This is a genomic window from Mesorhizobium sp. GW821-FHT04C10, assembly GCF_059420305.1.
On sequence record NZ_JBWKTL010000001.1, the window covers coordinates 163,121 to 180,087 of the forward strand.

Consider the following 16,967-nt stretch of genomic DNA (forward strand, 5'->3'; position numbering starts at 1 on the left):
CATGTTCAGCGCCAGATGGCAGATCGACGCCAAATTCGGCCACAAGCAGACCGTGCTCGAATTGCTGAAGAAATGGGAACGCGAGATTGGCTCACAGGTCGGTCTCGCCGACCTCCAGTTCCAGATCATGACCGGCTCGATCGGTGCGCGGGAGGCGACGGTCGAATCCCATCACCAGGTCGAGAGCCTGGCCCAACTGGAGGCGTTCTTCGCCAAGATCGGCAAGATCGACGCACACGCCAAATGGGGTAAGGAGATGGAGCCCTATGTCGTGTCAGGCACCAGCCTGTGGAACATCTATCGTATTGTCGAGTAGCGGCTGCGCAACGGTCTTACCTCTCCCCTTGTGGGAGAGGTCGGATTGCCCCGATTTGTCCTTCACAAATCGGTTGGCAATCCGGGTGAGGGGTAAGCTGGCGCCAAGCTGGAACACCCCTCATCCGGCTCGGCGCTGCGCGCCGATCCACCTTCTCCCACAAGGGGAGAAGAGAAAATGGCCGCCTCCCGGCCCTTCGCAGGCTCAGGGCGTTCGAAGCTCGAAAAGCCAAGCAATTGGCTTTTCGTCCGCTACGCGGACCGCTTCTCACCCGTGTGCCACCATCACATGGCGCACGGCGGTGTAGTCTTCCAGCGCATAGAGCGACATGTCCTTGCCGTAGCCGGACTGCTTGAGGCCGCCATGCGGCATCTCGTTGGTCAGCATGAAGTGGGTGTTGATCCAGGTACAGCCATATTGCAGGCGGGCGGCCGTCGCCATGGCGCGCGAGACATCCTTCGTCCACACCGACGAGGCCAGGCCGTAGTCGCTGTCATTGGCCCAGTTCACCGCCTCGTCGACTTCCGAGAACCGGGTGACCGAGACGACCGGGCCGAAGACTTCGCGGCGCACGATCTCGTCTTCCTGCAGCGCGCCGGCGACGACGGTCGGCTGATAGTAGAAACCGCTGCCCTCGCCCGGCTTGCCGCCGGTGGTGATCTCGATGTGCTTCAGCTCCGAGGCGCGCTCGACGAAGCTCGACACGCGATCGCGCTGACGGCGCGAGATCAGCGGCCCGATCTCGTTCTGGGTATCGTCGGGCAAATTGTACTTGATGGTCGACACCGCCGAGGACAGATCGGCGACAAGCTTGTCGTAGATCTTCTTGCCGGCATAGATGCGGCAGGCGGCGGTGCAATCCTGGCCGGCATTGTAATAGCCGAAGGCGCGCAAGCCATTGACCACGGCGCCAAGATCGGCGTCGTCGAAGACGATGACCGGCGCCTTGCCGCCAAGCTCGAGATGGGTGCGCTTGACCGACTTGGCGGCGGCCTGCAGCACCTTCTTGCCGGTGGCGACGTCACCGGTGATCGAGATCATGTTGACCTTGGGGTGGTTGATCAGCGTGTTGCCGACGCTGTCGCCACGGCCGAGCACGACATTGACGACACCTTCGGGCAGGATCTCGGCCAGGATCTTCGCCAGCTTCAGGGCGGTCAGCGGCGTCTGCTCCGATGGCTTGAAGACGACCGTGTTGCCGCCAGCGATCGCCGGCGCCAGTTTCCAGGCCATCATCATCAGCGGGTAATTCCAGGGCGCGATGGAGGCCACGATGCCGATCGGGTCGCGCCGGACCATCGAGGTGTGGCCAGGCAGATATTCGCCGGCGACAACGCCCGGCATCGAACGCACCGCGCCGGCAAAGAAGCGGTAGCAGTCGACGATCGCCGGGATCTCGTCATTGAGCACGGCATTGATCGGCTTGCCGCAGTTCAGAGCCTCTAGCGTGGCGAACTCCTTGGCCTCGGCCTCGATGCGGTCGGCGATCCTCAGCAGATAGCCGGAGCGCTGCGCCGGCGTGGTGCGCGACCACAAGACGAACGCTTGTTCGGCGGCACTGACCGCCGCCTCGATCTGCGCCTGGCTGGCCTCGGGCAGGTTGAGAATGGTCGCCCCTGTCTTCGGATTGAGGATCGGCTCCTCGGTCTCGGCGCCCTTCTCGAACTTCGAGCCGATCAGCATCTGGGTGTCCATTGGGTTTCTCCTTGAACAGAAGTGAGTAGTGAATAGTGAGTAGTTGGTAGTCAGTGATGAGCAGGCTCCGGCTGTGGATTTCCCTACTCACTACTCACTGTTCTCATTTGCCCGAACCGGCGATCTGATCACCGTCGCGGGTCAGGTAGTAGGCAAACAGGATGGGCAACAGCGTCACCAGCACGACGACCATGGCCACGACATTGGTGACCGGACGCTGGCGCGGACGGATCAGTTCCTCCAGCATCCAGATCGGCACGGTCTGCTGCTGGCCGGCGGTGAAGGTGGTGACGATGACCTCATCGAAGGACAGCGCGAAGGCCAGCATGCCGCCGGCAAGCAGCGCGGTGGCAATGTTGGGCAGCACGACATGGCGGAAGGTCTGGAAACCATCGGCGCCGAGATCCATCGAGGCTTCGATCATCGAGCCGGAGGTGCGGCGGAAGCGGGCGACAGCGTTGTTGTAGACCACGACCACGCAGAAGGTGGCGTGGCCGAGCACGATCGTCCAGAACGAGAAGGGAATGTCGGCCAGCGCAAAGGCCGAGCGCAGCGCGATGCCGGTGATGATGCCGGGCAGCGCGATCGGCAGGATGACCAAAAGCGAAATGGTTTCGCGGCCGAAGAATCTTGTGCGCGACACCGCGGCGGCACACAGCGTGCCGAGCACCAGTGCGATCGCTGTCGAGATGGCGGCGACGCGTACCGAAAGGGAGAGCGCCTCCCAGACGTCAGGCCGGTTCCAGGTGACGGCGAACCACTGCGTGGTCAGCCCAGGCGGCGGCCAGACGAAGCTCTTCTCCTCGGTGGTGAAGGCGTAGACGAAGATCAGCAGGATCGGCAAATGCAGGAAGAGCAGGCCGCAGGCTGCAGCGATCTTCAGGCCGAGCGGAGCGGATTGACCACGATCAGAGCGCATCGAAAGCCCCCATGCGCTTGGCGCCCCAGAGGTAGAAGCCCATGATGACGATGGGCACCACGGTGAAGGCGGCGGCGAGCGGGATGTTGCCGGCCGTGCCTTGCTGCGAATAGACGGCCTGGCCGATGAACAGGCGCGAGGTGCCGATGATCTGCGGGATGATGTAATCGCCCAGCGTCAGCGAGAAGGTGAAGATCGAGCCGGCGACGATGCCGGGCAGCGCCAGCGGGAACAAAACGTTGCGGAAGGTCTGGCCGGGCGAGGCGCCGAGATCGGACGAGGCCTCGACCAGATTGCCGGGCACGCGCTCGAGTGCCGCCTGAACCGGCAGGATCATGAAGGGCAGCCAGACATAGACGAAGACGATGAAGGTGCCGGTGAACGACACCGACAGCGAGTTGCCGCCGACAACCGGCAGCGACAGCCAGGCATCGAGTACCCACAGCAAATGCAGCTTGGCGAGCAGCCAGGTGAGGATGCCTTCCTTGGCCAGGATCAGCTTCCACGCGTAGATCTTGACCAGGTAGCTCGACCACAGCGGCAGCATGACGCCGAGATAGAACAGCGCCTTCCAGCGGCCGCGTGCATAGCGCGCCGCATAGTAGGCGATCGGAAAGGCGACGACGGCCGAGGCCAGCGTGACGAGTGCCGCCATGGTCACCGTGCGCAGGATGATGTCGAGATTGGCGGCCTGGAACAGGTCGCCATAGGTCTTCAGCGTGAACTGGCGGTTGATGAGGCCGGAGTACTCGTCGATGGAGAAAAAGCTCTGTGCCAAGAGCGCGAAGAGCGAGCCGATATAGACGATGCCGAGCCACAGCACCGGCGGCAGCAGCATGAGGAGCAGAAGCATTTGCGGCCGGCGCCAGAACAGGTCCGACAGCGCACCGCGCATGCCGCCGCTGCCGGGCAGGATGGCGGGAGCCGTGGCGCGCGGCATGGTGGCGTCGACACTCATGCCGGCTCGTCCATCAGATGCAAGTGTTCGCGGTTGAAGGTGAGCACCACCGCCTCGCCTTCCGCCGGCAGGGCATTGCCGGCCGGCACGACGGCATGCAACTTCAATCCGTCGGCATCGAGCGCCAGCCTGGTGGTGGCGCCGAGATAGTTGGTCGAGACGAGGCGGGCGGCAACGCCTTCGCCGCTTGCGGCGCGGCCGACGCGAATGGATTCGGGTCGCAGGCTGCCCCAGCGATGCTGGCCGGAATAGCGCTGGACGAAGTCCGGCGGCAGTACGTTGGAGGAGCCGACGAAATCGGCGACGAAACGTGTTCTCGGCCGCTGATAAATGTCCTCCGGCGTGCCGATCTGCATGATCTTGCCATCGTTGAAGACGGCTACGCGGTCCGCCATCGACAGTGCCTCGCCCTGGTCGTGGGTGACGAAGACGAAGGTGATGCCGAGCGCTTTCTGCAGCGATTTCAGCTCTTCCTGCATGTTCTCGCGCAGCTTGAGGTCGAGCGCGCCGAGCGGCTCGTCCAGCAACAGCACCTTGGGCTGGTTGACCAGCGCGCGGGCCAGCGCGACGCGCTGACGCTGGCCGCCGGAAAGCTGGCCGGGTCGGCGGGCGCCGTAGCCCGGAAGCCGCACCAGCGACAGCGCTTCCTCGGCCGCCTTGTGGCGCTCGGCCTTGCCGACGCCCTTGACCATCAGCCCATAGGCGACGTTGTCCAGCACATTGAGGTGCGGGAACAGCGCGTAGTCCTGGAAGACGGTGTTGACGTTGCGGCGGTAGGGCGGAACACCCTCTGCACGCTCGCCGAAGATCGAGATCGAGCCGGCGGTCGGCTGTTCGAAACCGGCGATCAGGCGCAGGCATGTCGTCTTGCCCGAACCCGACGGGCCAAGCATGGCGAAGAACTCGCCCGGCGTTATGTCGAGATCGACCGCGTCGACAGCGCGAACGCTACCGAAATGGCGCGAAACTTTCTGGAAGGAGACGGCAGAGGTCATGGGCTGTCAGTCTGTTGCCGGTTTTGTTCTATTGAACCATCTTCGCCTGCAAATCATGGCTTGGATGGCAAATTCGCGCGCCACTTCACCTCCCCCTCGATGGGGAGGTCGCGGCGAAGCCGCAGGTGGGGGTGATCTGGCACGAACGTCCGCGCTGCCCCCCACCCCGACGTTGCGCGTCGCCCCTCCCCACAAGGGGGAGGGTAAGCGAAATCACCGTCCGCCGATGACGCCGATATAGTCGGACACCCAGCGGTAGTAAGGCACGCACTGGTCGTTCTGGGTGACGCATTTCGAGACCGGCGTCTTCCAGAACTTGATCTTGTCGAAATTGTCGTAGCCGTTGGTCTTGCAGCCTTCCTCGCCGAGCAATTCATTGCCCTTGCAGGCGGCAGGCACGACCGGCAGTGAACCGAACCAGGCCGAAACATCGCCCTGCACTTTCGGCGACAGCGAATGTTCCAGCCACATATAGGCGCAGTTCGGATGAGCCGCGTCGGCTTCCATCATGGTGGTGTCGGCCCAGCCGGTGACGCCTTCTTCCGGCACGGTCGAGGCGACCGGCTTCTTGGCGGCGACCAGCGTGTTGACCTGATACGGCCACGAACCGGATGCCACGACGCCTTCATTCTGGAAATCGTCGACCTGGATGGCGGCATCATGCCAGTAGCGGCCGACCAGCGTGCGCTGGACGCGCAGCAGATCGAGGGCGGCCTTGTACTGGTCTTCGTTGAGCTCGTAGGGGTCCTTGATGCCGAGTTCCGGCTTGTGGAACATCAGATAGTTGGCGGCGTCCGCGATGTGGATCGGTCCGTCATAGGCCTGGACGCGCCCCTTGTTGGATTTGCCGTCCGGCAGCTTCATCTCTTCGAAGACGACGTTCCAGCTCTTGGGCGCTTCCTTGAACACCTCGGTGTTGTACATCAGGATGTTGGGGCCCCACTGATAGGGAACGCCGTAATGCACCTTGTCGACCGTGAACCAGGGCGCGTCCTTGAGGCGATCGTCGACCGCCTTCCAGCTCGGGATGAGATCGGTGTTGATCGGTTGCACGCGCTTGCCGGCGACCAGGCGTAGCGAGGCATCGCCTGAAGCCGTGACGAGGTCGAAGCCGCCTTCGTTCATCAGCGAGACCATCTCGTCGGACGTGTTGGCGGTCTTGACGTTGACCTTGCAGCCACTCTCCTTCTCGAAAGCGGTGACCCAATCATAGCCCTTGTCGGTCTCGCCGCGCTCGATATAGCCCGGCCAGGCAACGATGTTGACCTGGCCTTCGCCCTTGCCGAGTTCCTTGACCTGGGCGATGGCCTGACCAGAGAAGGTCAGCGCGACCGTCAGCGCAGTGCATGACTTCAGGAATGAATTCATCATCGATCTCCCATTTTGGCGCCTGATCCCGAAACCGCTCCGGTTTTCGCCAGATCAAGCGCGGACTGAAAAACTGTCGGTTCGTCCTATGGACTTGATGTCGCTCTGGTGGCGGCTTTGGTCCGTGGTACGGAAGGTGCTTGGAAAATTCCGGTTTCGCAAATTCATTTATCAGAAAGGCGATATCGGTTTTTCCGATAGATTGACACGCTTCAATCAGGGGCGTTGGCGGACCGTGCGCTGCGACTGGGCAAGGCCGACGAAGTCCCGTGCCGCCTGCGGCAGGCCGGAGCCGCGCCGCCAGACCATGCCGACCTGCACCACCGGCAAGGAGCCCGAAATATCGCGCGATTCGATGCGGTCGCCTTCCAGCGACCATGGCCGGTAGACAAGATCGGGCAGCAGCGCCACGCCGGCCCCGGTGGCAACCAGACTGCGCACTGCCTCGACCGAGCGGGTGCGGAAGGCGACATGCGGCTTGGCGCCGATCGCCGTCAGCAGCTTGCCGGTGTTCTCCTCGATCTCGTCGACGGTGAGCATGATCAGCGGTTCGCCGGCGATGTCACCAATGCCGATGATGTCGGCGCCAGCGAGCGGATGGCCGAGCGGCAGCCACAGGCGGTAGGCCGAGACCTCAAGGATCTCGGACTGCAGCGCCGTGCGATCGCGCAAATTGGAAGTGACCATGACGGCGATGTCGAGCTTGCCGCCGATCAGCAGATGTTCGAGGTAGTCGCCATTGTCCTCGATGGCCGAGACCTCGACACCCGGATAGGCGCGGCGATAGCGGGCGAGCAGATCCGACAGCACATAGCCGGCGACCAGCGAGGTGACGCCGAGCTGCAGCCGCCCGCCCGCCACAGCCTGCTCGCCGGAAAAAGAGCGGCGCGCATCGGACACGTCGGCGAGGATCTTGGTCGCATGACGCAGGAACTGATGGCCCTTGTGGGTGATGTTGAGGCCACGGGGATGGCGCTCGAACAGCTCGACGCCGAGATCGCTTTCGAGTTCCTTGATCGCTTCGGTGACCGAGGATTGCGAGATGGAGAGGTTCTGCGCCGCGCCCGACACCGTGCCTTGCTCGGCGACGGCGATGAAGAACTGCAACTGTCGGATGGTGAAGGCCATGGCCGGACTAAACACCGGCGGCGAAGCGAAGGAAAGCCAACGGCGGGCTTATCCCATGGCTGGAAGCTGTTGCCGTGCGCTCAGCCGAACACCAACATGATGCGCCGCCGGCACGCAGGACCATAACGCAATGCCAGCATGAAGGCCGTCTCCAGCGCCACGACGATGACGATGATGCGCAAACCCACCGTAAAGGTGTCCTGACCGCTGCCGCGCAGGAGATAGCCGGTCATGAGAAAGCCCGCATTCCAGATGGTGGCGCCGAGCAGTGTCGCGATCGCGAAGGGCAAGGCAGGCAGACTGAGGGCGCCCGCCGCGATCGGCAGGTAGTTGCGCACGGTCGGGATGAACTGCGCCAGCAAGGACACCCTGACATGATTGCGGCGATAGGCCTGGCCGAGCCTGCGGTAGGTCGCGGGGCGCAGGAAGACATATCTGCCGACACGTTCGATCAGCCTGTCGGCACGGTCAAATCCGATCCGGCGGCCAACCCCATACCAGACAAGGCAGCCAAGGAAGGAGGCAAGCGTCGTCACCACCAGCAGGATCGCCAGTGTGAAGCCATCCGGTGCAGCCGTCATGCCGAGGAACAGCAGCAGCACATGCGAGGGCGGAACCGGCAGGATCTTCTCGGTGAAGGCAAGGCAAAAGACGCCGAACAGGCCGAAGCCGAGAATGGCCGACAGCGGGCCGGTCATGCGAAGCGCCAGTCGGAGGACGTGACAGTCTTGATCCTGGCGATGCGATAGACCGTCGCCGGCGGGAAATTGCGAAAGGTATGGCCGACCGGCGTGACCTCGAGATCGAGCCGATCGAGCAGCGACTGATCGAACGGGCAGCGCCAGCCGAGCGTGAACTGATACAGCGCCCCGCCCGGACGAAGGTTCGCGAAAACGCCTTCGAGAATGGCAAACGTCTTGCGCGGTGAAATCAGGCGGAAGGGCAGCCCGCTGATGGCGGCGCCGACCACCGGCCCGGGGAATAGCGACAGATGGCGCAGGCCGACGGCATCCATCTCGAAAATCCGGGCGGCGGGAAAGCGGCGCATGAGAAGTGCCGCGAAATCCGGATCGGATTCGATCAGCGTCAGATCCTCTTCCCTCACCCCGCGGGACAGCAGCGCGCGTGTGAACGGGCCGGTTCCAGGACCGAGCTCCAGCACAGGGCCGGTTTCGGGGCCGATGTCGCGCGTCATCAAGGCCGCCAGGCTGGAACTGGACGGCGTGACGGAGCCGACCCTGAACGGCGCAACGGTCCACGCCATGAGAAAAGACAGGGCATCATGTGCAGGCATAGGCAACCTCAATCCCGGACAACAGCACGCCAACCAATTTGGCGTGGCCGCTCGATTTCGTTTCGGCGTCGGGCCCGAACCTGTTGCATCGTCAGGCCCGACGCCTTGACGCCGGCATGGGCGGTTCGTGCCGACCGGCGCTGTTTGCGGTGGCTGGATTGCATAGACATTGCGCAATGGCGCTGACGCAAAGAAAGGACTTGCCGGCCTCGGGCCATTCGGCTTTGCCATGTCTACGCAATGTTGGCGCGGTAGCGCCTGATACGGTGTGCTCGTTGCCGGGGAGTGTGGATGCGTATCTTGCTGGTCGAAGACGAGCCCGAAATGGTCTCGGCGCTGCGTGCGGCGCTGAAGCGCCACGACATGGTGGTCGATCACGCCGGCACATTGCTCGAGGCGGAAGGCTTCGTTGCCGTCGACAGCTACGACGCCATCCTGCTCGACCGCCAGTTGCCTGACGGCGACGGGCTGTCGCTGGTGCCGAGATTGCGCTCGGCGGCGAACACCACGCCGGTGCTGGTGCTGACGGCCAGGGGCGACACGTCTGACAAGGTTGACGGGCTGGACATGGGCGCGGACGACTATCTGGCAAAGCCGTTCGCCTTCGAGGAATTGCTGGCCCGTTTGCGCGCATTGCTCAGGCGGCCGGCGCCGTTGCAGTCGCAATTCATCCGCGCCGGCCATCTGGTGCTCGATGTTGGACATCGCGAGGCTGCGATCCGCGGCGAGCCGCTCAGCCTGCCGCGGCGCGAGCTGCTGGTGCTGGAGGCGCTGATGCGGCGCACCGGCCGCATGGTGCAGCGCGAGGCGCTGATGGAAGCAGTGTTCGGCCTCGACGACGAGATCCAGTCCAATGCGCTCGATACCCATGTTTCACGCCTGCGCCGCAAGCTCGCCGACGCCGATGCCGGGGTGACGATCAACGGCATTCGCGGCGTCGGCTATCTCCTGCGCGAAACGACGTGAGCCTCGATCGATGAGCCTCAAACGCCCACGTTCGCTCAAATGGAGCCTGGTGCTGCGCATCGCCTTGCTGCAATGCGCGATGCTGACGCTGATCATCGTCGGTATTCTCGGCGCGTTGCTCGCCACCGGCCTCATCCCCCACGACTATGAGGACGGCACGATGGACGTGCTGGCGGATGCCGTGGCACGCGACGCCGGCGGCAAGCTTGTGCTGCGCGAGACTTCGGATCTGACGAAGCTGCGATCCGATGTCCCCGGCCTGTGGTTCATCATCCGCGACAAGCAGGGGCAGCGGCTCCAGGAAGGCACGGTGCCGGCCATCTTCCAGCCTTTTGCCGGCCTGCTGGACACCATCAGCGACGCGCGTGTCGACAAATCCATCGGCGAGAGCGCACCGCCGGATGCAAAGATCCGCTGGACCGACACGGCCGCCGGCACCGTCCAGATCTTCACCGGCACCAAAGGCGGGCTTTCGCTGCTGCGCCTGCTCGGACAGGCGCCGCAATTCTTCCTGCAAGGCATATTGCCGCTGGCCGGCCTGATGGCGCTGGCCACGCTGTTCGCGACGCCCTGGGTGGTGCGCGGCGCGCTATCGGGCCTTGGCCATGCGGCCGCCGAGGCCGAGCGCATCGACATCGACCAGCGCGGCGTGCAACTGCCGCTGAAGGATGTGCCAAAGGAGGTCGCGCCGCTGGTCAAGGCGGTGAACGCCGCCCTCGCACGCCTGGACAAAGGCTATGAGCGCCACAAGCGCTTCCTGACCGATGCCGCCCATGAACTCAGGACGCCGGTCGCCATCCTCAACACACGCCTGGCCTCGCTGCCGGCAACACCCGAGCGGGCCCGGCTGCTGCAGGACGCGGCACGGCTTTCGACGCTGACAGACCAGTTGCTCGACCTGCAACGGCTCGACCGGCAGACCTCGCCTTTCGAGAAAGTCGATCTGGTGGCCATCGCGCGCGGCGTCATCGTCGATCTCGCGCCGATGGCGTTCTCTGCCGGGTATGAAATGTCGTTCGAGCCGGCAAGAGATACGGTTTTCGCGACCGGAGACCGCACCGCGATCGAACGCGCGGTGACCAACATCGTCCTGAACGCCATCGAGCATGGCGGCCGCGCGGGCAAGATCACCGTCAGCGTTGCAGCTCCGGCCGTCATCGAGGTGCGGGACGAAGGCGGCGGTGTGCCGCCAGCCGAGCGCGAACGCATCTTCGAGCCGTTCTACCGGCTGCGCCCTCAAGATCACGGCGCCGGGCTCGGCCTCAACCTGGTGCAGGAAATCATGCAACTGCATGGCGGGCACATCGAGATTTTCGATGGCAAGCCGAGCGGCGCCTGCTTCCGGATGAGTTTTCGCGCCTTGCCGGCATAGCGCCGCCGTGAACGGTAGAAATTGCGTTGGCGTGATTGACATCGCCGCAATCGTAACTAAATAAGTTACATGAAACGCAACAGCCGACTGTCCTCAACCCTGCACATTCTCGTCCACATGGCCGAGAAGCCAGAGCACGCGCTGACCTCCGAGCAGCTTGCCACCTTCATCCACACCAATCCGGTGGTGGTGCGCCGGACCATCGCCGGCTTGCGCGATGCCGGCATCGTCACCTCGTCTCGTGGGCATGGCGGCGGCTGGCTGCTCGGGCGCACGCCCGAGGACATCTCGCTGGCCGAGATCAGCGCAGCACTTGGCGAGACGCTGCTGCCGTTCAGCACCGAGCCGGAAAGCCCCGGCTGTCTCGTCGAGCAAGCGGTGATCGCCGTACTCGATGATTTTCGTGTCGCGGCGGAGAAGCTGCTGGCGGAGAAGCTCAGCCGCATCACGCTGGCCGACCTGACCGCCGATTTCCGCCGCCGTTACGACCTCATTGGAGTCTCCAGCCATGCAATATGATCTTGCCGTCGTCGGCGGCAGCTTTGCCGGCCTGTCCGCCGCGATCCAGGCGGCGCGGGCCCGGCGCAACGTGCTGGTGATCGACGCCGGCCAGCCGCGCAACCGCTTTGCCGCGCATTCGCATGGCTTTTTCGGCCAGGATGGACGCACACCCAGCGCCATACTCGATGATGCAAGGCGGCAACTGCTTGCCTATCCGACAGCCAGGTTTGTTCAGGCGCGTGCAAACAATGCCGTTGCCGACAGCAGCAGTGATTTCGAGATCACCACCGATGGCGGCGAGACATTCGGCGCCGCGCGACTGGTTCTGGCCACCGGCGTGCGCGACATCCTGCCGGAGGTTCCCGGGCTTGCCGGGCAATGGGGCAAGACCGTGCTGCACTGCCCCTATTGCCATGGCTACGAGGTTTCCGGCGGGCCGCTTGGCGTGCTCGCAACCGGCCTGATGTCCATGCATCAGGCGCAGTTGATTACCGACTGGGGTGACGTCACGCTGTTCGGCAACGGCCAGATAGAGCCCGACACCGAGCAGATGCTGGCCATGGAGGCCAAGGGTGTCAGGTTCGAACCCGCGACAGTCAACGAACTCAGGGAGGACGGCTCCGGCGGCCTGATCGTCCAGCTCGACAGCGGCCGAAAGGTTGGTGTCAGGGCGATGTTCACCGCACCGCGCAACATGATGGCGAGCCCGCTTGCCGAACAACTCGGCTGCGGCTTCACCGACGGCTTCCTCGGCCCGGTGATCACGGTCGATGACCGGCAGCAGACGACGATCCCCGGCGTCTACGCTGCCGGCGACGCGGCGCGCGCGATGCACAACATCGCCTTTGCCGTATCGGGCGGGACTTTCGCGGGCGTGTGCGCCCACCAATCCTTGGTGTTCAGCTAAAAAGCGACTTCGCCACCGGCGATGCTGAGCCGCGCGCCCGCCTGCGCCAGCGCCGCGGCTACATCGTGCGGCGGCGCGCAGTCGGTGGCGAGTTCGGAAAAACCGTCGAAGCCGCAGACCTGGACCAGGCCCTGGCGGCCGAACTTCGTGTGATCGGTGACGACGAGCGAGCGCTGGCCGCGTGACAGCACCATGCGGGCGAACTCAGCCTCTTCCAGATCGTAGTCCATGACACCGGTAACGGCATCGACGGCACCGGTGGAGATGATGGCATGGCTGACGGAGAAGCGGCTGACGAACTCGATGGCCGAAATCCCGAACGCGGCCCCTGAATCGCTGCGCAGCTCGCCGCCGGCCATATAGACCTTGTTGCCGTTGATCGTGGCCAGCGTGCGGGCGATGTCAGACGAATTGGTGACGACCGTCAGCCGCCGGTGGCCTAGCAGTTCCCGCGCCAGGAACGAGGTCGTGGTGCCGGTATCGAGCATGATGGACTCGCCATCGCGGATGGTGGCGGCGACCATGCGGGCAATGACGCGCTTGGCATCGGCATTCTCGCGCATGCGTCGCTCGAACGGCGCTTCGCCGATCATCGACGGCAGGCCGATCGCACCATGCATCTTCAGCACCGAGCCATCAGCGGTGAGCGGCTTGACGTCGCGGCGCACGGTTTCGAGCGAAACACCCAGCCGGTCGGCCAGGCTGGCGATGGTGACGGTTCCCTCTTCCTGCAGCAGCCGAAGGATCTCGCCGTGGCGTTTGGAATGGACCATTGGGTTTTCCCGGGCTCAGGCTTTTGACCGGTTTTAAGGTAATTCAAGCGCTTTTAAAGGGACTGACCCTTGGTTTCGGGCAAAATACCCAAAAAAAGTCACATCTTTTTGTTGACAACCGGGCAACCTTGGCGTGAAATCCACTCATCGACAGAGGTTTCGGAGCTGCAACGGGAGGGCGATGGCAGAGCCGCAACTCACTGGTCAGGCAGCCTTGAACGTGCCTGACGCAAGGAATTTTCAGATCCGCGGGGGCGGATGCCGGGATCAAAAACCTGGCCAAGGGGCTCGTCGGTGCGGTGCGGGATACCGATCCTGGCGTCCCGCACCGACGAGATTTACGCTTCTCCCCGCCGTCGCTGCGCTGTCCATGGCGCCTTGTCGAAGCCCCGCAAACCAGGGATGATCCCGTGATTGCCGAAGACCGCATCCGCGCCCTGCCCTGCTGGACCGGCGCCGTCGAGATCGCCCCGCTGCCCGGCGGCCTGAGCAACGCCAATTATGTGGTCAGCGACGGTGCCGGACGGCATGTCGTGCGCTTCGGTCAGGACTACCCGTTCCACCACGTCTTCCGCGAACGTGAGGTGATGACCGCGCGGGCGGCCCATGCCGCCGGTTTCGCACCGGCGGTCCATTACGCCGAGCCGGGCATCATGGTGACGGCGTTCCTTGGCGCCAGGACCTATCTTGCCGAGGACGTGCGCACCAATCTCGGCCGCGTCGCGGCCTTGATGCGCGGCTTCCACCGGGAGATGCCCAACCATATTTCCGGCGCCGGCTTCATGTTCTGGGTCTTCCACGTCATTCGCGACTACGCGCGCACGCTCGAGGAAGGCGGCAGCCGCAAGCGCGGTGACTTGCCACGGCTGCTGACGCTGGCAGACGAGTTGGAGCGGGCGCAGAAATTGCTGCCGATCGTCTTCGGCCACAACGATCTTTTGCCGGCTAATATTCTCGACGACGGCAGCAGGCTTTGGCTGATCGATTTCGAATATGCCGGCTTCAACACGGCGATGTTCGATCTTGCCGGCGTCGCTTCGAATGCGGGCATGAGCGACGAGGAATCCTTCGCCTTCCTGACCGCCTATTTCATGAAGGAACCGGACGAGGCGATCCGCCGCTCGCACGCCGCCATGCAATGCGCCTCGCTGTTGCGTGAGGCGATGTGGAGCATGGTGTCGGAACTCTATCTCGACGCGCCAGGCATCGACTATGTCGCCTACACCGAGGAAAATCTGGTGCGGCTCGACGCGGCGCTTGAAAACTACCGGACAAAATACGGGATCCTGAAATCATGACATTGCCCAGCCAGGCCGCCATCGTCGTCATCGGCGGCGGCATCATCGGCTGCTCGACGGCCTATCATCTCGCGCGCGACCACAAGGCCGACGTCGTGCTGCTCGAACAGGGCAAGCTGACCTCGGGCTCGACCTGGCACGCCGCCGGCCTGGTCGGGCAATTGCGCTCGTCGGCATCGATCACCCGGGTGCTCAAATATTCGGTCGACCTCTACAAGGGACTGGAGGCTGAAACCGGTCTTGCCACCGGCTGGAAGATGACCGGCTGCCTGCGGCTCGCCACCAATGCAGACCGCTGGACCGAATACAAAAGGCTGGCGACGACGGCGAAGAGCTTCGGCATGGACATGCATCTTTTGTCGCCGGCCGAGGTCAAGGCGATGTGGCCGCTGATGGAAACCGACGATCTCGTCGGCGCCTCCTGGCTGCCGACCGACGGCCAGGCGAGCCCTTCCGACATCACGCAGTCGCTGGCCAAGGGCGCGCGCATGCATGGCGCGAAGCTGTTCGAGGAGGTCCGCGTCACCGGCTTCGAGATGAAGGGCGGCCGCATCACGGCCGTTAAGACCAATCAAGGCGACATCGCCTGCGACAAGGTGGTGAACTGCGCCGGCCAATGGGCGCGGCAGGTGGGCGCCATGGCCGGCATCAATGTGCCGCTGCAGCCGGTGAAGCACCAATACATCATCACCGAGAAGATCGATGGACTGGCGACCGACGCGCCGACGCTGCGCGACCCCGACCGGCGCACCTATTTCAAGGAGGAGGTCGGCGGGCTGGTGATGGGCGGCTACGAGCCCAACCCGCAGGCATGGACGACAGGCGATGTGCCCAACGACTGGGAATTCCGTCTGTTCGACGACGATTACGACCATTTCGAACAGCACATGACACAGGCGATCGCGCGAGTGCCGGCTCTGGAAAGCGTCGGCGTCAAGCAGATGATCAACGGGCCGGAGAGCTTTACGCCGGACGGCAATTTCATTCTCGGCACAGCACCCGAATGCGCCAACATGTTCGTCGGCGCCGGCTTCAACGCCTTCGGCATCGCATCGGGCGGCGGTGCCGGCTGGGTGCTGGCGCAGTGGGTGGTCGACGGCGAGGCGCCGCTCGACCTGTGGGTGGTCGACATCAGGCGTTTTTCCGCCCTGCACCGCGACCGGCAATGGGTGTGCGAGCGCACGCTGGAGGCCTATGGCAAGCACTATACGATCGGCTTCCCGCACGAGGAATATGCCAGCGGCCGGCCGCGCATCATATCGCCGCTCTACAACAGGCTGAAGCAACGGCGCGCTGTGTTCGGCTCCAAGCTCGGCTGGGAGCGGCCGAACTGGTTCGCCCCAGAGGATGTCGAGCCGCGGGACATCTATTCCATGGGCCGGCAGAACTGGTTCGCGGCGGTCGGCGACGAACACCGGCATGTCCGCGAGCATGTCGGCATCTTCGACCAGTCGTCCTTCGCCAAATACGAGCTCAGCGGACCCGACGCGGCCAAGGCGCTGGACTGGATCTGCGCCAACGATGTCAGCAAGCCGGTCGGCCGGCTGACCTACACACAACTTCTCAACACGCGCGGCGGCATCGAAGCCGACCTGACCGTGGCGCGGCTGGCCGAAGACAGATTCTACATCGTCACCGGCACCGGTTTCCGCACGCATGACGCCTCCTGGATCCGCGACCATATCGGCGAGGGCCTCGATGCCGGACTGACCGATGTCACCGAGGAATTCGGCACGCTGTCGCTGATGGGACCGCGCGCCCGCGATGTGCTTTCCGCGGTGACCGAGGCCGATGTGTCGAACGCGGCATTCCCGTTCGGCCATGTGCGCGAGATCGCCATTGCCGGCCACACGGTGCGGGCGCTGCGCGTCACCTATGTCGGCGAACTCGGCTGGGAATTGCATGTGCCGATCGCGGCCACTGGTGAAGTCTTCGACGCATTGACGGCGGCGGGCGAGAAGCACCGCATCCGCCCGGTCGGCTACCGGGCGCTGGAATCGCTGCGCCTGGAAAAGGGCTACCGCGCCTGGGGCTCCGACATCACGCCCAACGACACGCCGCAGGAAGCCGGGCTCGGCTGGGCGGTCAAGCTGCGCAAGAACACCGATTTCGTCGGGCGGCGCGCGCTGGAGACGATCGGCGGGGCACCTCTGAAGAAACGCTTTGCCGGCTTCACGGTCGACAATCCGGAGATCGTGCTGCTCGGCCGGGAGACCATCCTGCGCGATGGCGAGCCGGTCGGTTACCTGACCAGCGGCGGCTATGGCTACACGATCGGCAGGAATATCGGCTATGGCTATGTGCGCAATGGCGACGGGGTGAGCGACGATTTCCTCGCCTCGGGCGATTATGAACTGGTGGTCGCGATGGAGCGGACGCCGGCCAAGATCCATCTCGAGCCGATGTACGATCCGACAGCGGAGAGGGTAAAGGCCTAGATACGGTTCATCGTTTCACCGAAACGCCGAATCGCTCCT

General features: G+C 64.1%; 16 protein-coding genes. 7 read left to right on the plus strand and 9 right to left on the minus strand.

Annotation, left to right across the window (positions count from 1 at the left end):
- Position 1 precedes the first annotated feature (1 nt).
- The gene (locus tag AC07UC_RS00760; RefSeq protein WP_023775764.1) at positions 2-316 is read left to right on the plus strand and encodes a hypothetical protein; all 315 of its coding nucleotides are present in this window, start codon (positions 2-4) and stop codon (positions 314-316) included.
- A gap of 267 nt (positions 317-583) precedes the next feature.
- On the opposite strand, the gene AC07UC_RS00765 is transcribed toward AC07UC_RS00760, so the two are convergent.
- From AC07UC_RS00765 to AC07UC_RS00800, 8 genes are all read right to left on the minus strand, one after another.
- Positions 584-2,011 (minus strand): gamma-aminobutyraldehyde dehydrogenase, encoded by a 1,428-nt coding sequence (locus AC07UC_RS00765; RefSeq protein WP_494903451.1) that lies wholly within the window; start codon positions 2,009-2,011, stop codon positions 584-586.
- Positions 2,012-2,114: 103 nt separating this feature from the next.
- A complete protein-coding gene (locus AC07UC_RS00770; protein ID WP_056569667.1) occupies positions 2,115-2,930 on the minus strand; it encodes an ABC transporter permease in 816 nt (271 codons plus the stop codon).
- On the minus strand, positions 2,920-3,870 hold the full coding sequence (locus tag AC07UC_RS00775) for an ABC transporter permease (RefSeq protein WP_494908871.1): 951 nt from the start codon (positions 3,868-3,870) through the stop codon (positions 2,920-2,922). The genes AC07UC_RS00770 and AC07UC_RS00775 overlap by 11 nt, the downstream gene beginning before the upstream one ends.
- A gap of 14 nt (positions 3,871-3,884) precedes the next feature.
- Positions 3,885-4,883: an ABC transporter ATP-binding protein gene (locus AC07UC_RS00780; protein WP_494903452.1), complete on the minus strand. Its 999-nt coding sequence runs from the start codon at positions 4,881-4,883 to the stop codon at positions 3,885-3,887.
- Between the two features lie 213 nt (positions 4,884-5,096).
- Positions 5,097-6,251 (minus strand): ABC transporter substrate-binding protein, encoded by a 1,155-nt coding sequence (locus tag AC07UC_RS00785; protein WP_056570411.1) that lies wholly within the window; start codon positions 6,249-6,251, stop codon positions 5,097-5,099.
- A gap of 216 nt (positions 6,252-6,467) precedes the next feature.
- Positions 6,468-7,379, minus strand: coding sequence for a LysR family transcriptional regulator (locus AC07UC_RS00790; RefSeq protein WP_056569659.1), 912 nt, complete (start codon positions 7,377-7,379; stop codon positions 6,468-6,470).
- 80 nt (positions 7,380-7,459) lie between these two features.
- On the minus strand, positions 7,460-8,077 hold the full coding sequence (locus AC07UC_RS00795; RefSeq protein ID WP_494903454.1) for a DedA family protein: 618 nt from the start codon (positions 8,075-8,077) through the stop codon (positions 7,460-7,462).
- Positions 8,074-8,673: a class I SAM-dependent methyltransferase gene (locus AC07UC_RS00800; RefSeq protein WP_494903456.1), complete on the minus strand. Its 600-nt coding sequence runs from the start codon at positions 8,671-8,673 to the stop codon at positions 8,074-8,076. Before AC07UC_RS00800 ends, AC07UC_RS00795 begins: the two co-directional genes overlap by 4 nt.
- 291 nt (positions 8,674-8,964) lie before the next feature.
- Here AC07UC_RS00800 and AC07UC_RS00805 point away from each other — a divergent pair, with 291 nt between their 5' ends.
- The 4 genes from AC07UC_RS00805 (at position 8,965) to AC07UC_RS00820 (ending at position 12,419) form a co-directional block, all read left to right on the plus strand.
- A complete protein-coding gene (locus AC07UC_RS00805) occupies positions 8,965-9,639 on the plus strand; it encodes a response regulator transcription factor (RefSeq protein ID WP_494903458.1) in 675 nt (224 codons plus the stop codon).
- Between the two features lie 10 nt (positions 9,640-9,649).
- Positions 9,650-11,011 (plus strand): sensor histidine kinase, encoded by a 1,362-nt coding sequence (locus tag AC07UC_RS00810; RefSeq protein WP_494903460.1) that lies wholly within the window; start codon positions 9,650-9,652, stop codon positions 11,009-11,011.
- Between the two features lie 69 nt (positions 11,012-11,080).
- Positions 11,081-11,530 carry an RrF2 family transcriptional regulator gene (locus AC07UC_RS00815; protein ID WP_494903462.1) on the plus strand — a complete coding sequence of 150 codons (450 nt, stop codon included), beginning with the start codon at positions 11,081-11,083 and terminating at the stop codon, positions 11,528-11,530.
- The gene (locus tag AC07UC_RS00820; RefSeq protein ID WP_494903464.1) at positions 11,520-12,419 is read left to right on the plus strand and encodes an NAD(P)/FAD-dependent oxidoreductase; all 900 of its coding nucleotides are present in this window, start codon (positions 11,520-11,522) and stop codon (positions 12,417-12,419) included. The genes AC07UC_RS00815 and AC07UC_RS00820 overlap by 11 nt, the downstream gene beginning before the upstream one ends.
- Here the strand turns inward: AC07UC_RS00820 and AC07UC_RS00825 are convergent.
- Positions 12,416-13,192: a DeoR/GlpR family DNA-binding transcription regulator gene (locus tag AC07UC_RS00825; RefSeq protein ID WP_494903465.1), complete on the minus strand. Its 777-nt coding sequence runs from the start codon at positions 13,190-13,192 to the stop codon at positions 12,416-12,418. The genes AC07UC_RS00820 and AC07UC_RS00825 overlap by 4 nt on opposite strands.
- Positions 13,193-13,602: 410 nt before the next feature.
- Here AC07UC_RS00825 and AC07UC_RS00830 point away from each other — a divergent pair, with 410 nt between their 5' ends.
- A complete protein-coding gene (locus AC07UC_RS00830; protein WP_140769865.1) occupies positions 13,603-14,490 on the plus strand; it encodes a phosphotransferase family protein in 888 nt (295 codons plus the stop codon).
- Entirely contained in the window at positions 14,487-16,928 is a 2,442-nt protein-coding gene (locus AC07UC_RS00835; RefSeq protein ID WP_494903466.1) for a GcvT family protein, read from the plus strand. The genes AC07UC_RS00830 and AC07UC_RS00835 overlap by 4 nt, the downstream gene beginning before the upstream one ends.
- Positions 16,929-16,967 lie beyond the last annotated feature (39 nt).

Bases quoted from the DNA above. Each gene is read 5' to 3' on its own strand.
- AC07UC_RS00785 (WP_056570411.1), bottom strand. From the start codon at position 6,251: ATGAATTCATTCCTGAAGTCATGCACTGCGCTGACGGTCGCGCTGACC.
- AC07UC_RS00780 (WP_494903452.1), bottom strand. From the start codon at position 4,883: ATGACCTCTGCCGTCTCCTTCCAGAAAGTTTCGCGCCATTTCGGTAGC.
- AC07UC_RS00800 (WP_494903456.1), bottom strand. From the start codon at position 8,673: ATGCCTGCACATGATGCCCTGTCTTTTCTCATGGCGTGGACCGTTGCG.
- AC07UC_RS00820 (WP_494903464.1), top strand. From the start codon at position 11,520: ATGCAATATGATCTTGCCGTCGTCGGCGGCAGCTTTGCCGGCCTGTCC.
- AC07UC_RS00810 (WP_494903460.1), top strand. From the start codon at position 9,650: ATGAGCCTCAAACGCCCACGTTCGCTCAAATGGAGCCTGGTGCTGCGC.
- AC07UC_RS00760 (WP_023775764.1), top strand. From the start codon at position 2: ATGTTCAGCGCCAGATGGCAGATCGACGCCAAATTCGGCCACAAGCAG.
- AC07UC_RS00770 (WP_056569667.1), bottom strand. From the start codon at position 2,930: ATGCGCTCTGATCGTGGTCAATCCGCTCCGCTCGGCCTGAAGATCGCT.
- AC07UC_RS00795 (WP_494903454.1), bottom strand. From the start codon at position 8,077: ATGACCGGCCCGCTGTCGGCCATTCTCGGCTTCGGCCTGTTCGGCGTC.
- AC07UC_RS00775 (WP_494908871.1), bottom strand. From the start codon at position 3,870: ATGCCGCGCGCCACGGCTCCCGCCATCCTGCCCGGCAGCGGCGGCATG.
- AC07UC_RS00790 (WP_056569659.1), bottom strand. From the start codon at position 7,379: ATGGCCTTCACCATCCGACAGTTGCAGTTCTTCATCGCCGTCGCCGAG.
- AC07UC_RS00835 (WP_494903466.1), top strand. From the start codon at position 14,487: ATGACATTGCCCAGCCAGGCCGCCATCGTCGTCATCGGCGGCGGCATC.
- AC07UC_RS00765 (WP_494903451.1), bottom strand. From the start codon at position 2,011: ATGGACACCCAGATGCTGATCGGCTCGAAGTTCGAGAAGGGCGCCGAG.
- AC07UC_RS00815 (WP_494903462.1), top strand. From the start codon at position 11,081: ATGAAACGCAACAGCCGACTGTCCTCAACCCTGCACATTCTCGTCCAC.
- AC07UC_RS00825 (WP_494903465.1), bottom strand. From the start codon at position 13,192: ATGGTCCATTCCAAACGCCACGGCGAGATCCTTCGGCTGCTGCAGGAA.
- AC07UC_RS00805 (WP_494903458.1), top strand. From the start codon at position 8,965: ATGCGTATCTTGCTGGTCGAAGACGAGCCCGAAATGGTCTCGGCGCTG.